This window comes from Pseudoblastomonas marina, from assembly GCF_014641655.1.
GTDB classification, from domain to species: domain Bacteria; phylum Pseudomonadota; class Alphaproteobacteria; order Sphingomonadales; family Sphingomonadaceae; genus Alteriqipengyuania_A; species Alteriqipengyuania_A marina.
In genome coordinates this window covers 1,589,145-1,604,023 of the sequence record NZ_BMID01000001.1, presented here as the reverse complement: position 1 = coordinate 1,604,023, position 14,879 = coordinate 1,589,145, and the positions used below count along the sequence as shown (strand labels likewise).

Here is a 14,879-nt window from a genome sequence, read left to right as displayed (position 1 = left end):
CGAGACATCCTGCTCCCCCCTGCGACCTGCCGGAAGGCTATCCACCCGGCGGAGCGGATGCAATCGCTCGCTAGACGAAGCTGTAGGGATCGATATCGATTCCCACGCGCACGCCCGGACCGAACTGGAAGCCGCCCACCCAGTCGCGGATCGCGTGTTGCAGCTTCGCACTGCGCCGGGCGTTGATCAGGAAGCGATAGCGGTAGCGCCCGCGCAGCAGCGAGAGCGGGGCGGGAGCGGGGCCGAACACCGCGATGTCGGGATGGTCGGGGCGCTGCGAGCCCAGCGCGCGGGCGGCATCGCGCGCCTCGGCCTCGTCCTCGCTCGACACGATGATCGCGGCCCAGCGGCCGAAGGGCGGGGCGCCCGCATCGCGGCGCGCCTCGGTTTCGGCCTCGTAAAAGGCATCGCGATCGTTGGCGGCGAGCGCTTCGATCACCGGGGCATCGGGGTGGCGGGTCTGGATCAGCACCTCGCCCGGCTTGCTCGCGCGTCCGGCGCGGCCCGCGACCTGCGCGACCTGCTGGAAGGTGCGTTCGGCCGCGCGCAGGTCCCCGCCCTCGAGCCCGAGGTCGGCGTCGATCACGCCCACCAGCGTCAGTTCGGGAAAGTGGTAGCCCTTGGTCACCAATTGCGTTCCGACGATGATGTCGATCGCGCCGCCCTCCGCGCTCTCGACGAATTCGGCGATCTTCTCGGGGCTGGTCAGGGTGTCCGAGGTGACCAGCGCGATGCGCGCCTCGGGGAACAGTTCGGAGACCTCGTCGGCGATCCGCTCGACCCCGGGGCCGCAGGCGACGAGGCAGTCGGGCTCGCCGCATTCGGGGCAGGCGGCGGGCGGCGGGACTTCGTGGCCGCAATGATGGCAGGCGAGCCGCTGCGAGAGCCGATGCTCGACCAGCCAGGCGCTGCAATTGGGGCACTGGAAGCGATAGCCGCAGGTGCGGCACAGCGTCAGCGGGGCATAGCCGCGGCGATTGAGGAACAGCAGCGACTGCTCGCCGCGCTCGAGCCGTTCCTCGAGCTTTTCGACCAGCGGCGGCGCGATCCAGCGACCGCGCTCGGGCGGTTTTTCGCGCAGGTCGAGTACCGCGATGTCGGGCAGGGTGGCCCCGCCGAAGCGGCTTGGCAGTTCGAGCTTTTCGTACGTGCCGTTGGCCGCAAGGTGCATCGATTCGAGTGCCGGTGTCGCGCTCGCCAGCACCACCGGCGCGCCTTCCAACTGCGCGCGGATCACCGCCACGTCCCGCGCATTGTAGCGCACCCCGTCTTCCTGCTTGAACGAGGTTTCGTGCGCCTCGTCGACCACGATCAGGCCGAGATTGCGGAACGGCAGGAACAGCGAGCTGCGCGCGCCGATCACCACCTGCGCGCCACCATCGGCGACCGCACGCCACGCCCGCCGCCGCTCGGTCGATCTGCGCGAGGAGTGCCACAGCACCGGCTTGGCACCGAAGCGATCCTCGAACCGGCGCAGGAAATTCTCGGTCAGCGCGATTTCGGGGAGCAGAACGAGCACCTGCTTCTCGAGCCTGATCGCCTCGGCGACGGCCTCGAAATAGGTCTCGGTCTTGCCCGACCCGGTCACCCCGTCGAGCAGCAGCGGGGCGAACTCGCCCGCGCGCACCAGCTCTATCATGCGCGCCGCAGCGGCCTGCTGGTCGTCGGTGAGCGTGGGCTGGTCGAAATCGGGATCGGCGGGGCGGTAGGGGCGGTCGATATCGACCTCGACCGGCTCGATCAGCCCCGCGCCGACCATGCCGCGCAGCACGCCCTCGGAGACTTCGGCGATTTCGGCTAGCTCGCGGATCGTAGCCTGTTCGCCGTCGAGCCGTTCGAGCGCCTTCCTGCGCTGCGGGGTCAGGCGCGGCGGTTCGGCACCGTCGACCAGCCGGTACTCGGTCATCGTGCGCGCGCCCTTCAGCGCATTGCCGCTCGACAGCACCATCCGCGCGACCGAACTCATTGGCGCGACGTAATAATCCGCTGTCCACTCGACCAGCCGGCGCAGCGGTGCCGCCAGCGGGGGGACCGGCAGCACGCCGAGGATCGGCCGCAGCCGCTCGGCCGGAACGCCCTTCGCCGGGAGACGTTCTTCTTCCCATACCACGCCGATGATGCGGCGCGGGCCGAGCGGCACTTCGACCACCGCCCCCGGTTCCGCCCGCATGCCTTCGGGCACGGCATAATCCAGCGCGCCGAGCGCGGCATTGAAGACGAGGACACGGACGCGGTTCATGTTCGCTCTGGTATATCGGTCGCAAACGACGGAACGCCAGTCGCGCGTTCCGGAATTCGGGGAGTAGATTCGATGGAAAAGACTTTGGACGCGCCGCTCGCCAAACCGCTCGGGCGCCGCGGCTTCATCCGCAACACGCTGGTCGGCGGTGCCGGCCTCGGCGCCCTGGCGACGCTGCCGGGCTGTTCGGCATTCGGCGGCTTCGGGCTGGTCGATGCGATCCAGCGCATCCTGTTCCTCTCGAGCGAGCGCGCCTTCGCGCAGCTCTTGTCGGACGACGGGTTCTGGAACAGCCAGGTCGCGCGGCTCGACCTGCCCGGCGTGATCGGCTCGCGCGGCGACGTGCTGTCCGGCATCCTCACCTCGGTGGTGTTCAAGGACCGGCTCCAGCGCGCCTTCAACGATATCGCCTATGAAGGCGCCGAACGCGCCGCCCCGCTGGTGACCGACGCGGTCCGCACGATCGGCATCCGCAACGCGGTCGACCTCGTCAATGGCGGCCCGACCGCGGCGACGAGCTACCTGCGCAGTTCGATGGGCGCGACGCTGGTCGAGGCGATGATCCCCGAGCTCGGGGGCGCGATGCGCGTGGCTAGCGATCCGCTGGTCGGCCGCGCGCTCGATGCGCTGGTGGGCGTCGACGTGTCGCGCATTGCGAGCGATTTCTCGCGCGATGTCGACGACGCGATCTGGCGCCAGATCGGCTTCGAGGAGACCGAGATCCGCCGCGATCCCTACGCCACCAACGATCCGCTGATCATCGGCGTGTTCGGAGCGGGCCGCCGCTGACGAAAGCATGCCCTGCGGGGTGGGAATGAGCGGGCGGCCTCCCTATAGCCGTCCCGACTCAACCCTCTTGCGGAGCGCCGCCATGAAATTCTTCGTCGATACCGCCGATACTGCCGCCATTCGCGAGCTTGCCGACACCGGCCTGCTCGACGGCGTCACCACCAACCCCTCGCTGATCGCGAAAGAAGGCAAGGACTTCATCGAGGTCACGAAGGAAATCTGCGGCCTCGTCGATGGCCCGGTCAGTGCCGAGGTCGTCGCGCTCGACCATGCCACGATGATGAAGGAAGCCGACAAGCTCCGGAAGATCGCCGAGAATGTCTGCATCAAGGTGCCGCTGACCGTGGACGGTCTCAAGACCTGCAAGGCGCTCACCGACGACGGCACGATGGTCAACGTGACGCTGTGCTTCTCGGCCAACCAGGCGCTGCTCGCGGCCAAGGCCGGTGCGACCTTCGTTTCGCCCTTCGTCGGCCGCCACGACGACAATGGCTCCAATGGCATGGAGCTGATCCGCGACATCCGCACGATCTACGACAATTACGCCTTCGACACCGAGATCCTCGTCGCCAGCGTGCGCCATGCCACCCACGTGCTCGAAAGCGCGCTGATCGGCGCCGACGTGATGACCGCGCCGCCCAAGGTGATCCTCGGCCTGTTCAACCACGTGCTCACAGACAAGGGCATCGAGGGCTTCCTCAAGGACTGGAAGGCGACCGGCCAGTCGATCCTGTAACGCCCGATCCTGTAACGACCGCATCATGAAAGACCGTTCCCCGCTCGACGATTTTCGCAGCGCGCTCGCCGGTGCCGCGCGGGCGGTGGCGCGCGAGCACGAGGTCGAGCTCGCCTGGACCTCCGACCAGGCGTCGGCCAGCGGCAAGTCGATGCGGGTGCCGATGCCGGGGCGCGATCTCGAACCGCGTGCGGCGAGGAAAGCGCGCGGCGCGGCCGATGGCTTCGCATTGCGGCTGCGGCACCACGACGAATCGCTCCACGCCAGCCGCATGCCCCGCGATCCTCTCGCGCGGATGGCGTACGAGGCGGTCGAGCAGGTCCGCTACGAGGCGCTCGGCGCGAACAATTATGCCGGGATCGGCGAAAATCTCGACGCCGCGCTCGACGATCGCCTCGCGCGCGACCCGATCACCCGCGCCGGTTCGCCCGACGAGGTGCCGCTGTCGACCGCGCTGTCGCTGATGCTGCGCGAGAAGCTGACCGGGCGCCCGATCCCCGAGGCCGCGCAGCACGGCGTCAATATGATGCGCGAGCGGATCGAGGCGCAGGCGGGCGGCGATTTCGAGGCGCTGGCGCTGAGCCTCGACGACCAGGAAGCGTTCCAGAAACTGTCGCTCGACATGCTGCGCCACCTCCAGCTCGAGATGCCCGACGACGACGCCGATCCCGAGGGCGACGAGGGCGAGGACGAGGACGGCGAGGAAGACACGCCCGAGGAAGACACCGACGCTCCCGACGAGGGCGATGCCCAGCCGTCGCCCGACCAGAAGCAGGATGCGCGCGGCGAGGAGCAGGACGGCGAATCCGAGGGCGAGATGTCCGATTCCGAAGCCGAGGGCGAGCCCGCCGACGACGGCGAGGAGGGCATGATGCCCGTCCGCCCGAACCGGCCTGCCGACGAGCCGCCCGGTGGGCTCGACTACCGCGTCTTCACCACCCGCTTCGACGAGATCGTCCACGCCGAGGAACTGTGCGACAACGAGGAACTGGGCCGCTTGCGCGCCTATCTCGATTCGCAGCTGCAGGGCCTCCAGGGCGTCGTCACCAAGCTCGCCAACCGGCTCCAGCGCCGGTTGATGGCGCAGCAGAACCGCAGCTGGGATTTCGACCAGGAGGAAGGCCTGTTGGACGCCGCGCGGCTCGCCCGCGTGGTCATCAGTCCCGGCCATTCGCTCTCCTACAAGATCGAGCGCGAGCAGGAGTTCAAGGACACCGTCGTCACGCTGCTGATCGACAATTCGGGTTCGATGCGCGGGCGGCCGATCAGCATCGCCGCGATCAGCGCCGATGTGCTCGCGCGCACGCTCGAACGCTGCGGGGTGAAGACCGAGATTCTCGGCTTCACCACCCGCGCGTGGAAGGGCGGCCAGTCGCGCGAGGCGTGGCTCGCCGACGGCAAGCCGCCCCATCCCGGGCGCCTCAACGATTTGCGCCACATCGTCTACAAGCAGGCCGACGAGCCGTGGCGCCACGCCAAGACCAATCTCGGCCTGATGATGCGCGAGGGCATCCTCAAGGAAAACATCGACGGCGAGGCGCTCGTCTGGGCCCACCGCCGCCTGATCGCGCGGCCAGAGGAACGCCGCATCCTGATGGTGATCTCCGACGGCGCGCCGGTGGACGATTCCACGCTCAGCGTGAACCACGCCGGCTATCTCGAAGCGCACCTGCGCGGCGTAATCGACTGGATCGAGAACCAGTCGCCCGTCCAGCTGGTCGCGATCGGCATCGGCCACGACGTGACCCGCTATTACAAGCGCGCGGTGACGATCATGGACGTCGAACAGCTCGGCGGCACGATGATCGAGCAGCTCGCGGGGCTGTTCGAGGAGGAGGGGTGATGGCGAAACTCGGCACCCTCCAGCTAGCTGTGCTCGGGTTCGTTGTTGGCCTCATGTTCTGGGGCCTGTTCATAAAGGTCACCCATACACCCGAGCCGTGGGACCATCCCTATTTCATCCTAGCGTACGTTTCCGCTCTGTTAATTTCGATAGGGCTTGGCGCAATCGCGAAAGGGTCTGCTTGGCTGGCTGGTGCCTTAGTAGTGATGGCGATGTTGCCGGTCATGCTTGCCGTTTCGGGGAATGGTCCATTGATTGTCGTCGGGATACTTCTGCTCATGCTGTTGAGTGCACCCTGTGCCGGAGTTGCGGCGTTGAGCGCTAATCGCAAACGACCTTACTGAACGGATGAAATGACAGTCTCCGAAGCCCTCCAGACCCGCCGCTCGATCCGCAAGTTCACCGACCAGCCGGTCGATCGCGAGCTGCTCGAAAGCGTGCTCAAGCGCTCACAGCGCGCGCCGTCGGGCGGGAACACGCAGCCGTGGCACGGGATCGTGCTGACCGGCGATCCGCTGCAAAAGCTCATCGGCCGCATCCAGCAGGAATTTCCCAAGGGCCGCGCGGCGCATGCGCCCGAGTATCATATCTATCCGCCCGAACTGGACGGGGCCTATGAGGAGCGCCGCTTCGGCGTGGGCGAGGATCTGTACGGCGCGCTCGACATCTCGCGCGAGGAAAAGGGCAAGCGGCTCATGTGGTTCGCGGAGAATTTCCGCGCCTTCGGGGCGCCGGTTCTTATGCTGGTCCACACGCCCAGATATATGGGCCCGCCGCAATGGTCCGATATCGGCATGTGGCTGCAGTCGATCATGCTGCTGCTGCGCGAGGAGGGGCTCGATTCCTGCCCGCAGGAGGCCTGGGCGGTCTATGCCCCGCAGATCCGCGAAGTGGTCGATATTCCCGACGACCATATCTTCTTCTGCGGGCTCGCGATCGGCTATCGCGACGCAGACGCGCCGGTGAACAATTTCGACGTCAAGCGCGCCCCGCTCGAGGAAAGCGTCCGCTGGGAAGGCTGGGAATAGCCCCTAGCTCGCACACACGCTGAAATTGGGTCCCTGCCAGCAATCGGGATAACCTTCCGGCTGGGTCGCATAGCCCCAGCGGCGCGTCTGGCCCGATGGCGTGCGGCTGACCACTTCGGCGCGGCCATCGCCCACCAGTCCGACGCTGATCGAGGCGATGCCGGGCATCATCGGCGCGCCGTCGCTGCGCGCGAGCGAGAAATCGCCATTGGCTTCGGGATAGAAGGCGCACGGGCCCTGGTATTCCTGCTTGCCGGTCCTGATCCCGCAGTTCGCCGACCAGCTCGGGCGCGGCGGCGCCTTGCCCTGTCGCGCGGCCACCTCGGGATTTACCTGCGTGCCGGGCTGGACCTCGGGTTTCGGCGGCGGCGCGGGCACCGGCGTGGCGCGCGCGGTCGGGATCGACTTGTCGAGCAGGCCGCCGCGCACCTTGGCCTCGTATTCCTGCGCGGTTTGCTGCTCGGACTTGGGCGCCTCGGCCTCGCGGCTGCCGCAGGCGGTGAGCAGGAGTGCGCAGAGGAGTATCGTGAGTGAGCGACCGGTCATGCCTTCCGCTTGCCTCGCGCCCCCGCGCTTGGCAAGGGCTCTCACGATGACCGACCACCCGCTCAAGCTGTTCAACTCGCTCACCCGAACGATCGAGACGTTCACCCCCGTCCACGAGGGCGAGGCGCGCGTCTATACCTGCGGGCCGACGGTCTACAATTACCCGCATATCGGGAACATGCGGGCCTATGTCTTCGCCGACGTGCTGGGCCGCGCGCTGAGCCATCACGGCTACGACCTGACCCACGTGATCAACATCACCGATGTCGGCCATTTGACCGACGATGCCGATGCGGGCGAGGACAAGCTCGAAAAGGCCGCGGCGAAATCCGAGCGCTCGATCTGGGACATCGCGAAGCACTATACCGAGGCCTTTTGGGACGACGTGAAGGCGCTCAACATCCGCCAGCCGGCGCACTGGTCGGTCGCGACCGATTACATCGACGAGATGCTCGATTTCGCGAAGAGGATCGCCGACGAGCACTGCTACGAGATCGAGAGCGGGCTCTATTTCGACGTTTCGACGGTCGAGGATTACGGCCGGCTCGCGCGTGCCGTCACCGAAGAGGGCGAGGGCCGGATCGAGAGCGTCGAGGGCAAGCGCAACGCGCAGGACTTCGCGATCTGGCGCAAGACCCCGCCGGGCGAGAAGCGGCAGATGGAATGGGATTCGCCGTGGGGGAAGGGCGCGCCGGGCTGGCACCTCGAATGCTCGGTGATGGGCGAGAAACTGCTCGGCTTCCCGTTCGACATCCATACCGGCGGGATCGACCACCGCGAAATCCACCACCCCAACGAGATCGCGCAGAACCAGGCGTTCTGCGGCTGCGCGGGGCTGTCCGATGCGACCAATTCGGGCGCGCGGATCTGGATGCACAACAATTTCCTCGTCGAGCGCAGCGGCAAGATGAGCAAGTCGGCGGGTGAATTCCTCCGCCTCCAGCTGCTGCTCGACAAGGGCTATCATCCGCTCGCCTACCGGATGATGTGCCTGCAGGCGCATTACCGCAGCGAGCTCGAATTCTCGTGGGACGGACTCGGCGCGGCGCTCACGCGGTTGAAGCGGATGGTGATGCAAGCCGAGCGGCTCAAGGACGCCGAAGCGGGCGATCCCTCGCATCCCAAGTTCGCCCCACTGCTCGACAAGTTCGAGGCCGCGATCGCCGACGATCTCAACACCGCGATCGCGCTCACCGCGTTCGAGGAAGCATTGGCGGTCAAGAAGGTCGATGCCGGGGTGAAGCGCGCGGTGATCGAGCGGATGGACGAGGTGCTCGGACTCGGCCTGATGGAACTGACCCGCGAGCAATTGCGCGTGCGTCCGAAGGATGCCGAGATCGACGAGGCGACCATCGAAGCGCGCCTCGCCGCGCGGGTCGACGCGCGAAAGGCCAAGGATTTCGCCACCTCCGACGCGATCCGCGACGAACTTGCCGCCGCCGGGGTCGAGGTGATGGACGGCGACCCGCTCGGCTGGGAGTGGAAGCTATGACCAAGGCCGTCCTGTCCGCGCTGATCCGACCGCTGGTCGAGCCGCGCCTGCCCGACTGGGTCGAGCCGCTGTGGTTCGCCTCGATCGACGAACTGTACGAACTCGCGCCAGAGGCCGAGATCGGCTGGTTCGATCTCAACGACAAGGAGCCGATGATCGAGGGCGTGAAGCGCGCCGGGAAGCTGAAATGGCTCAATTCGATCTATGCCGGGCTCGATTTCCTGCCGCACGATATCCTGCGCGAGCGTGGGGTCACGGTGACCCACGGCGCGGGGATCAACGCCATCACCATCGCCGAATACGTGCTGATGGGGATGCTCGACATCGCCAAGGGCTATCGCGAGGTTGTCCGCGCACAGGACCGCAAGGAATGGCTGCTCGACAGCCCCGGCAAGCGCGAGCTGGCGGAGAGCAAGGCGCTGCTGCTCGGCTATGGCGCGATCGGCAAGCTGGTCGAACAGCGGCTTGCGGCGTTCGACGTCGAAGTAACCGTGGTGCGGCGCTCGGGCGGCGAGAACGCGCTCGGGCCGGACCAGTGGCGCGCGCGTCTCGGCACCTTCGACTGGGTCATCCTCGCCGTGCCCGCCACGCCCGAGACCGAAGGCATGATCGGCGCGGACGAGCTGGCGGCGATGAAGGAAGACGCGGTGCTGGTGAACATCGCGCGCGGCAGCGTGGTCGACCAGGACGCGCTGGTCGCCGCGCTCGGGGACAAGACGATCGGCGCGGCCTTCCTCGACGTCACCACGCCCGAACCGCTGCCCGCAGACCATCCCCTGTGGGAGCTCGACAACGCGCATATCACCATGCACCTATCGGGCCGCGCGCAATCGCAGATGTTCCAGCGCTCGGCCGACCGTTTCATCGAGAATCTCGACCGCTACGAACGCGGCGAGCCGCTGCAGCCGCAATTCGACCTCACGCTCGGCTACTAGTCCTCGTTCAGCACCAGCAGCTCGGCCTCGACCGTCATCACCGGCCCGGGCAGGCTGTCATAGGTCACGGCGCGCACCTGCGCATCGGCCACGAGCAATCCGGGAAGGGCGAATTCGTGCTCGGGCAGCGCCTCGATAAACCGATCGGCCGTCTCGCAATCATCCGTACCGTGGAAACGCAACGTGACGGTGTGCCGCGCGCCCGAGAAGGTCGCGCTGGCCCAGGCGCGTTCCTCCATCGCGAGCAGTTCGGCGATGCCGCCGACCATCTCCTGCAGGGCACAGGCCACGCGCTTCCCCGCGCGTTCGGCGGCGCGCGGAATCGGCTCGGGACGGATCGGATCAACGTACATGGGCGGCTCCGTCGCGGTACTTGTTCATGAAATGTTCTATGCGTGCTTCGGTCGCGGAACGCGGGATGCGGCCATTGCGCAAATCTTCGACGAAGCGCGGATCATGCGCCGCGAGGCGACCGAACTTGGTCCACGGCATTCCCGTCTCGCGCAGGAAAATCTCGATCTTTCGGATCAGCATCGGGCGGTCTCTCCATCGGCAGGCAGCGAATCGATGAAGGATATGTCCCGCGTGAAATCCTACTTGTCTAGGAAAAATCTTTCGTCTATAGGATTTTCATGGGAAATTCCGACGCGCGCGCCAACCTTCTCGATCTCGCCAACGAACGCGGGGCGAGCCTTGCCGGCCTGTCCACGCTGATCGGGCGCAATGCCTCGTATCTCCAGCAATATATCCGAAAGGGCAGTCCCAAGAAGCTCGAGGAGCAGGACCGGCGGACGCTGGCCAAGTTCTTCGGTGTCGACGAGACACGGCTGGGTGCGCCGGCGGATATTTCCTCGATCCATGCCGATCGCTATCTCGCTATCCCGCGCCTTGACGCCGAGGCCGCCGCTGGTGCGGGTGCCGAAGGGGGCGACGAGGCGATCGGCCAGCTCGGCTTCGCCCCGGGATGGCTGCGCGCGCAGGGGCTCGACCCGGCGCACCTTTCGACGATCGCGGTTCGCGGCGATTCGATGGAGCCGACCCTGGCCGAAGGCGACGAGATCCTCGTCGATACCCGTCCCGCCTCCCTGCGCAGCGGGGTCCATGTCGTGCGCGTCGACGACCAGTTGCTGGTCAAGCGCCTCCAGGCCGAACGCCCGGGCAGGCTGATCAGCGACAATGCGGTCTACCCGCCGCTCGAATGTGAGCCCGAAGAGGTTGAGGTGATCGGGCGCGTGGTGTGGAAGGCCGGGCGGCTGCGCTAGGAGGGGAAGCGCTTGTAGTCGTCGCGGCGCAGCGTGAGCATGTAATCGGCCACCACTTCGACATCTGCGCGGCTCAAATCGACATCCATGATGTCGGGATAATTGTGCGAGTCGGCGAGGAAGGCGATCAGCGTTTCGCGCGTCAGCCCGTCGAGGTTGGCGATATGCTCGAAGGTCGGCGCCTGCGGGATCGGCGAGAAGCTGCCCGGTGTCACCGCGTGGCAACTCATGCAGGTGGCCTGCACGAGCACCGGCGGCTCGGCCAGTTCGCGGGGCTCCTCGCGCTGGGCCTCCTGGGTCGTGGCGCAGGAGGCAAGCGCCAGGGCGATTCCTGTTGCGATCGCTGCCTTTGGTCCCGTCATCTCCGGCCTCCCTCTTGCCTTCTCTTATTATCGCGGCATCTCTCTCCCTAGGCAAGCAGACGCGCGTTGCATTGATCGCGATCAACCGCCACATCGCCCTCATGTCCGAACAAGCCAATATACCGAACGAACCCAAGATGAAGGTCGCGCTGCTGCCGGTCACGCCGCTGCAGCAGAATTGCTCGCTCGTCTGGTGCACCGAGACGATGAAGGGCGCGCTGGTCGATCCCGGCGGCGATCTCGACAAACTGAAGGCAGGGGTCGCCAAGGCCGGCGTCGAGCTCGAGAAGATCCTCATCACCCACGGCCATATCGACCATTGCGGCGAGGCGGGTGTGCTGGCGCAGGAATTGTCGCTCCCGATCGAGGGTCCGCACGAAGCCGATCGCTTCTGGATATCGCGGCTCGACGAGGACGGCAGGAAATACGGCATTCGCGGACAGGTGTTCGAGCCCGATCGCTGGCTCGACGATGGCGACCAGGTGACGGTCGGCAATCTTACGCTCGACGTCTATCACTGCCCCGGCCACACGCCCGGCCACGTCGTGTTTCACCACGCGCCGAGCAAGTTCGCGATCGTCGGCGACGTGCTGTTCCAGGGATCGATCGGGCGCACCGACTTCCCGATGGGCAACCACCAGGACCTGCTTGACGCGATCGTGCAGAAGCTCTGGCCGCTCGGCAACGACACCACTTTCGTGCCGGGACATGGGCCGGTGAGCACCTTCGGGCGCGAGCGGCAGAGCAATCCTTTCGTGGGCGACGCCGCGCTGGCCTAGACGATCCGCGCCGCGATCAGCGCGGCGTACACGGCGAGGCCGATCAGGGTCAGCATGGTGACCAGGACTCCGATCATCCGCGCCTTGTGCGGGGTGTCGGCATCCATCCCGATTCCGTGCGCGATGCGGGCGAGCATGTAGGCGCCGACCACCGCGGCAAGCCAGGTGGATCCGTGACCGGCAAGTTCGATTCCGGCCACCAGCAGCAACACGAAGGGTGTGTTCTCGACGAAATTGAGTTGCGCGCGCATCCGCCGGGTGAGCGGGCCGCCGCCATCGTCGCCGTGCAGTACCTTGTGTTTCCCGCGCAGTTGGCCGACCCGCCAGGCGAGCCAGAAATTGAGAATCGCGGCAGCAGCGCAGGCGCACAAGGTGATGGGCAGGATAATCGGCATATCGGGTCTTCCCTCCGGCGCGACCCGTGGCGGCGGCGTTGCTAGCGCGCCCTCGCAACGCTTGCAACGCAACGAGAATCCGCTATAGGGCGCGCCTTCGCCGCATCCGAGGCCCAGTCGTTCCGCGCCCTTGCGCGCGCGGGAGGCATGGCCTAGGTCGGCATCCGAAATTACTGATTATGCGAAAGTAAGGTGCCGAGATGGCAGTCCCCAAAAGAAAAGTATCGCCGCATCGCCGTGGCAATCGCCGCGCCCACGATTCGCTGAAGGTCGAAGCGTTCCACGAATGCTCGAACTGCGGCGAACTCAAGCGCCCGCACAACATGTGCGCGGCCTGCGGCCATTATAACGGCCGCCTCGTGGCCGAGCCCAAGGGCATCTGATCCCTCTTACCCGCCAGCGGGAGAATAACGCATGAGCCTGCCGCGGATCGCCATCGATGCGATGGGCGGTGATGAAGGCGTGCGTGTGATGATCGACGGAGCTGCGCTCGCGCGGCACCGCCATGATCGATTCCAGTTCCTGCTGGTGGGCGACGAGACGCGGATCAGGAAAGCGCTCGAGGCTCACCCGAACCTCGCCGCCGCGTCCGAAATCCTCCACGCCCCCGATACGATCGCCGGCGACGAGAAGCCGAGCCGCGCGATCCGCCGCGCCAAGACCACCTCGATGGGCTTGGCGATCAATGCGGTGAAGGAAGGCAAGGCCGGGGCCGCGGTGTCCGCCGGCAATACGGGCGCGCTGATGGCGATGAGCAAGCTCGCCCTGCGCACGATGCCGGGGATCGATCGCCCCGCGCTGTCCGCGCTCCTGCCCACGCTCGGCGAGCATGACGTCGTGATGCTCGATCTCGGTGCCAACACCGAATGCGATGCGCGCAACCTCGTCCAGTTCGCGGTGATGGGCGCGGCCTATTTCCGCATCGCGACCGGGGTCGACGAACCGCGCGTCCGCCTGCTCAATATCGGGACCGAGGAAACCAAGGGTACCGACGATTTGCAGGATGCCGCGACCCGGCTGAAGGAAGCGGCGGCCGACCTGTCGATCTCGTTCGACGGCTATGTCGAGGCCGACAAGATCAATCGCGGCGAAGTCGACGTGATCGTTTCCGACGGGTTTTCCGGCAATATCGCGCTGAAAGCGGTCGAGGGCGCGGCGCGCTTCGTCACCGATCTGCTGCGGCGCGCCTTTACCAGCTCGCTGCGTTCGAAGTTCGGCTTCCTCGTCTCGAAGCCCGCGACCGAGCTGCTCAAGCATTCGCTCGATCCCAACAATCACAACGGCGCGGTCTTCCTCGGCCTCAACGGGGTGGTGGTGAAGAGCCATGGCAGTGCCAATGCCAAGGGCGTCGCGAATGCCGTCGCGCTGACCGCGCGCCTGCTCGAAAACGATCTCACGGCCCGGATCGAGGCCGACCTCGAGCGGCTCGGCGAAGGCGACTGGCGTAAGGGCGGGCAGCGCTGATGCGTCGCTCGGTACTCCTCGGAACGGGCTCGGCCCTCCCGGCGAAATGCGTCACCAACGCCGAATTGGCGGAGCGGGTCGACACGACCGACGAATGGATTGTCGAACGCACCGGCATCCGCCAGCGCTATATCGCGGGCGAGGGAGAAACCACCGCCAGCCTCGCCACCGAAGCCGCGCGCAAGGCGTGCGAGGCGGCGGGTGTCGAACCGTGCGATATCGACCTGATCGTGCTCGCCACCGCGACTCCCGATCATACCTTCCCCGCCACCGCCACCCAGGTGCAGAAGCGCCTCGGCTGCCGCGGCGGGATCGCGTTCGATGTGCACGCCGTCTGCACCGGCTTCCTCTACGCGATGGGCGTGGCCGATTCGATGCTCAAGAACGGGCTCGGATCGCGCGCGCTGGTGATCGGCGCCGAAACCTTCAGCCGCATCCTCGACTGGGAAGACCGCACGACCTGCGTGCTGTTCGGCGACGGCGCGGGTGCGGTGGTGCTCGAAGCGCGCGAGGGTGAACAGGAACGCGGCGTGATCGCAAGCAAGCTCCACGCCGATGGCGAGCACAAGGAACTGCTTTACGTCGACGGCGGGCCGTCGAGCACCGGCACGGTCGGCAAGCTGCGGATGAAGGGGCGCGAGGTCTTCCGTCACGCCGTGGTCAATCTCGCCGAGGTGCTCGGCGAAGTGCTCGAGGAAGCGGGCGTCGCGGTCGAGCAGATCGACTGGGTCGTGCCGCACCAGGCCAATGCGCGGATCCTCGACGCGACCGCGCGCAAGCTGGGACTGCCGGCCGAAAAGGTGGTGGTGACGGTCGACCGCCACGCCAACACGTCGGCGGCCTCGGTGCCGCTCGCGCTCGACACCGCGATCCGCGATGGCCGCATCAAGCAGGGCGACCTGGTGATGCTCGAAGCGATGGGCGGTGGATTTACGTGGGGTGCCAGCCTGCTGAAATTATGATCGAAATATGGTATCGGCGAAATATCCGGGCTTCAAAAGGTCCGGTT

At 66.6% G+C, this 14,879-nt stretch carries 18 protein-coding genes; 12 read left to right on the top strand and 6 right to left on the bottom strand.

Features of this window, described 5'->3' with window-relative positions; all coding sequences use genetic code 11:
* Positions 1-70 precede the first annotated feature (70 nt).
* Positions 71-2,239 (bottom strand): primosomal protein N', encoded by a 2,169-nt coding sequence (locus IEW49_RS07815; protein WP_188642139.1) that lies wholly within the window; start codon positions 2,237-2,239, stop codon positions 71-73.
* Positions 2,240-2,311: 72 nt separating this feature from the next.
* On the opposite strand from IEW49_RS07815, the gene IEW49_RS07810 reads away from it, so the two are divergent.
* The 5 genes from IEW49_RS07810 to IEW49_RS07790 all read left to right on the top strand — a co-directional run bounded on the left by IEW49_RS07810 (position 2,312) and on the right by IEW49_RS07790 (position 6,635).
* Positions 2,312-3,028 (top strand): DUF4197 domain-containing protein, encoded by a 717-nt coding sequence (locus IEW49_RS07810; RefSeq protein WP_188642138.1) that lies wholly within the window; start codon positions 2,312-2,314, stop codon positions 3,026-3,028.
* An 82-nt stretch (positions 3,029-3,110) separates the two neighbouring features.
* Positions 3,111-3,764, top strand: coding sequence for a fructose-6-phosphate aldolase (gene fsa, locus IEW49_RS07805; RefSeq protein ID WP_188642137.1), 654 nt, complete (start codon positions 3,111-3,113; stop codon positions 3,762-3,764).
* 25 nt (positions 3,765-3,789) lie between these two features.
* Entirely contained in the window at positions 3,790-5,607 is a 1,818-nt protein-coding gene (gene cobT, locus IEW49_RS07800; RefSeq protein ID WP_188642136.1) for a cobaltochelatase subunit CobT, read from the top strand.
* On the top strand, positions 5,607-5,951 hold the full coding sequence (locus IEW49_RS07795; protein WP_188642135.1) for a hypothetical protein: 345 nt from the start codon (positions 5,607-5,609) through the stop codon (positions 5,949-5,951). Before cobT ends, IEW49_RS07795 begins: the two co-directional genes overlap by 1 nt.
* Positions 5,952-5,960: 9 nt before the next feature.
* On the top strand, positions 5,961-6,635 hold the full coding sequence (locus IEW49_RS07790) for a nitroreductase (RefSeq protein WP_188642134.1): 675 nt from the start codon (positions 5,961-5,963) through the stop codon (positions 6,633-6,635).
* A gap of 3 nt (positions 6,636-6,638) precedes the next feature.
* On the opposite strand, the gene IEW49_RS07785 is transcribed toward IEW49_RS07790, so the two are convergent.
* Positions 6,639-7,181: a hypothetical protein gene (locus IEW49_RS07785; protein ID WP_188642133.1), complete on the bottom strand. Its 543-nt coding sequence runs from the start codon at positions 7,179-7,181 to the stop codon at positions 6,639-6,641.
* A gap of 46 nt (positions 7,182-7,227) precedes the next feature.
* Here IEW49_RS07785 and cysS point away from each other — a divergent pair, with 46 nt between their 5' ends.
* Positions 7,228-8,673, top strand: a complete 1,446-nt coding sequence (gene cysS / locus IEW49_RS07780) for a cysteine--tRNA ligase (protein WP_188642132.1) — start codon at positions 7,228-7,230, stop codon at positions 8,671-8,673.
* Positions 8,670-9,608 carry a D-2-hydroxyacid dehydrogenase gene (locus IEW49_RS07775; protein ID WP_188642131.1) on the top strand — a complete coding sequence of 313 codons (939 nt, stop codon included), beginning with the start codon at positions 8,670-8,672 and terminating at the stop codon, positions 9,606-9,608. Before cysS ends, IEW49_RS07775 begins: the two co-directional genes overlap by 4 nt.
* Here the strand turns inward: IEW49_RS07775 and IEW49_RS07770 are convergent.
* Together IEW49_RS07770 and IEW49_RS07765 are read right to left on the bottom strand one after the other, a co-directional pair.
* Entirely contained in the window at positions 9,605-9,961 is a 357-nt protein-coding gene (locus tag IEW49_RS07770; protein WP_229658130.1) for a hypothetical protein, read from the bottom strand. The two genes, IEW49_RS07775 and IEW49_RS07770, sit on opposite strands and share 4 nt — an antisense overlap.
* Positions 9,951-10,142, bottom strand: a complete 192-nt coding sequence (locus IEW49_RS07765) for a hypothetical protein (protein WP_188642130.1) — start codon at positions 10,140-10,142, stop codon at positions 9,951-9,953. The genes IEW49_RS07770 and IEW49_RS07765 overlap by 11 nt, the downstream gene beginning before the upstream one ends.
* 98 nt (positions 10,143-10,240) lie before the next feature.
* On the opposite strand from IEW49_RS07765, the gene IEW49_RS07760 reads away from it, so the two are divergent.
* A complete protein-coding gene (locus IEW49_RS07760; protein WP_188642129.1) occupies positions 10,241-10,870 on the top strand; it encodes a S24 family peptidase in 630 nt (209 codons plus the stop codon).
* On the opposite strand, the gene IEW49_RS07755 is transcribed toward IEW49_RS07760, so the two are convergent.
* Positions 10,867-11,232 carry a hypothetical protein gene (locus IEW49_RS07755; protein ID WP_188642128.1) on the bottom strand — a complete coding sequence of 122 codons (366 nt, stop codon included), beginning with the start codon at positions 11,230-11,232 and terminating at the stop codon, positions 10,867-10,869. The genes IEW49_RS07760 and IEW49_RS07755 overlap by 4 nt on opposite strands.
* Positions 11,233-11,369: 137 nt before the next feature.
* Here IEW49_RS07755 and IEW49_RS07750 point away from each other — a divergent pair, with 137 nt between their 5' ends.
* Complete coding sequence (locus IEW49_RS07750) at positions 11,370-12,011, top strand: MBL fold metallo-hydrolase (protein WP_188643146.1); 642 nt, start codon at positions 11,370-11,372, stop codon at positions 12,009-12,011.
* On the opposite strand, the gene IEW49_RS07745 is transcribed toward IEW49_RS07750, so the two are convergent.
* The gene (locus IEW49_RS07745) at positions 12,008-12,406 is read right to left on the bottom strand and encodes an MAPEG family protein (protein ID WP_188642127.1); all 399 of its coding nucleotides are present in this window, start codon (positions 12,404-12,406) and stop codon (positions 12,008-12,010) included. The two genes, IEW49_RS07750 and IEW49_RS07745, sit on opposite strands and share 4 nt — an antisense overlap.
* Before the next feature lie 200 nt (positions 12,407-12,606).
* On the opposite strand from IEW49_RS07745, the gene rpmF reads away from it, so the two are divergent.
* From rpmF to IEW49_RS07730, 3 genes are read left to right on the top strand one after another with little or no spacing between them, the layout of a single operon-like run.
* The gene (gene rpmF / locus IEW49_RS07740) at positions 12,607-12,789 is read left to right on the top strand and encodes a 50S ribosomal protein L32 (RefSeq protein WP_160615644.1); all 183 of its coding nucleotides are present in this window, start codon (positions 12,607-12,609) and stop codon (positions 12,787-12,789) included.
* A 31-nt stretch (positions 12,790-12,820) separates the two neighbouring features.
* Positions 12,821-13,870: a phosphate acyltransferase PlsX gene (gene plsX, locus IEW49_RS07735; protein ID WP_188642126.1), complete on the top strand. Its 1,050-nt coding sequence runs from the start codon at positions 12,821-12,823 to the stop codon at positions 13,868-13,870.
* Complete coding sequence (locus IEW49_RS07730) at positions 13,870-14,832, top strand: beta-ketoacyl-ACP synthase III (protein WP_188642125.1); 963 nt, start codon at positions 13,870-13,872, stop codon at positions 14,830-14,832. The genes plsX and IEW49_RS07730 overlap by 1 nt, the downstream gene beginning before the upstream one ends.
* The last annotated feature ends 47 nt before the right edge of the window (positions 14,833-14,879 follow it).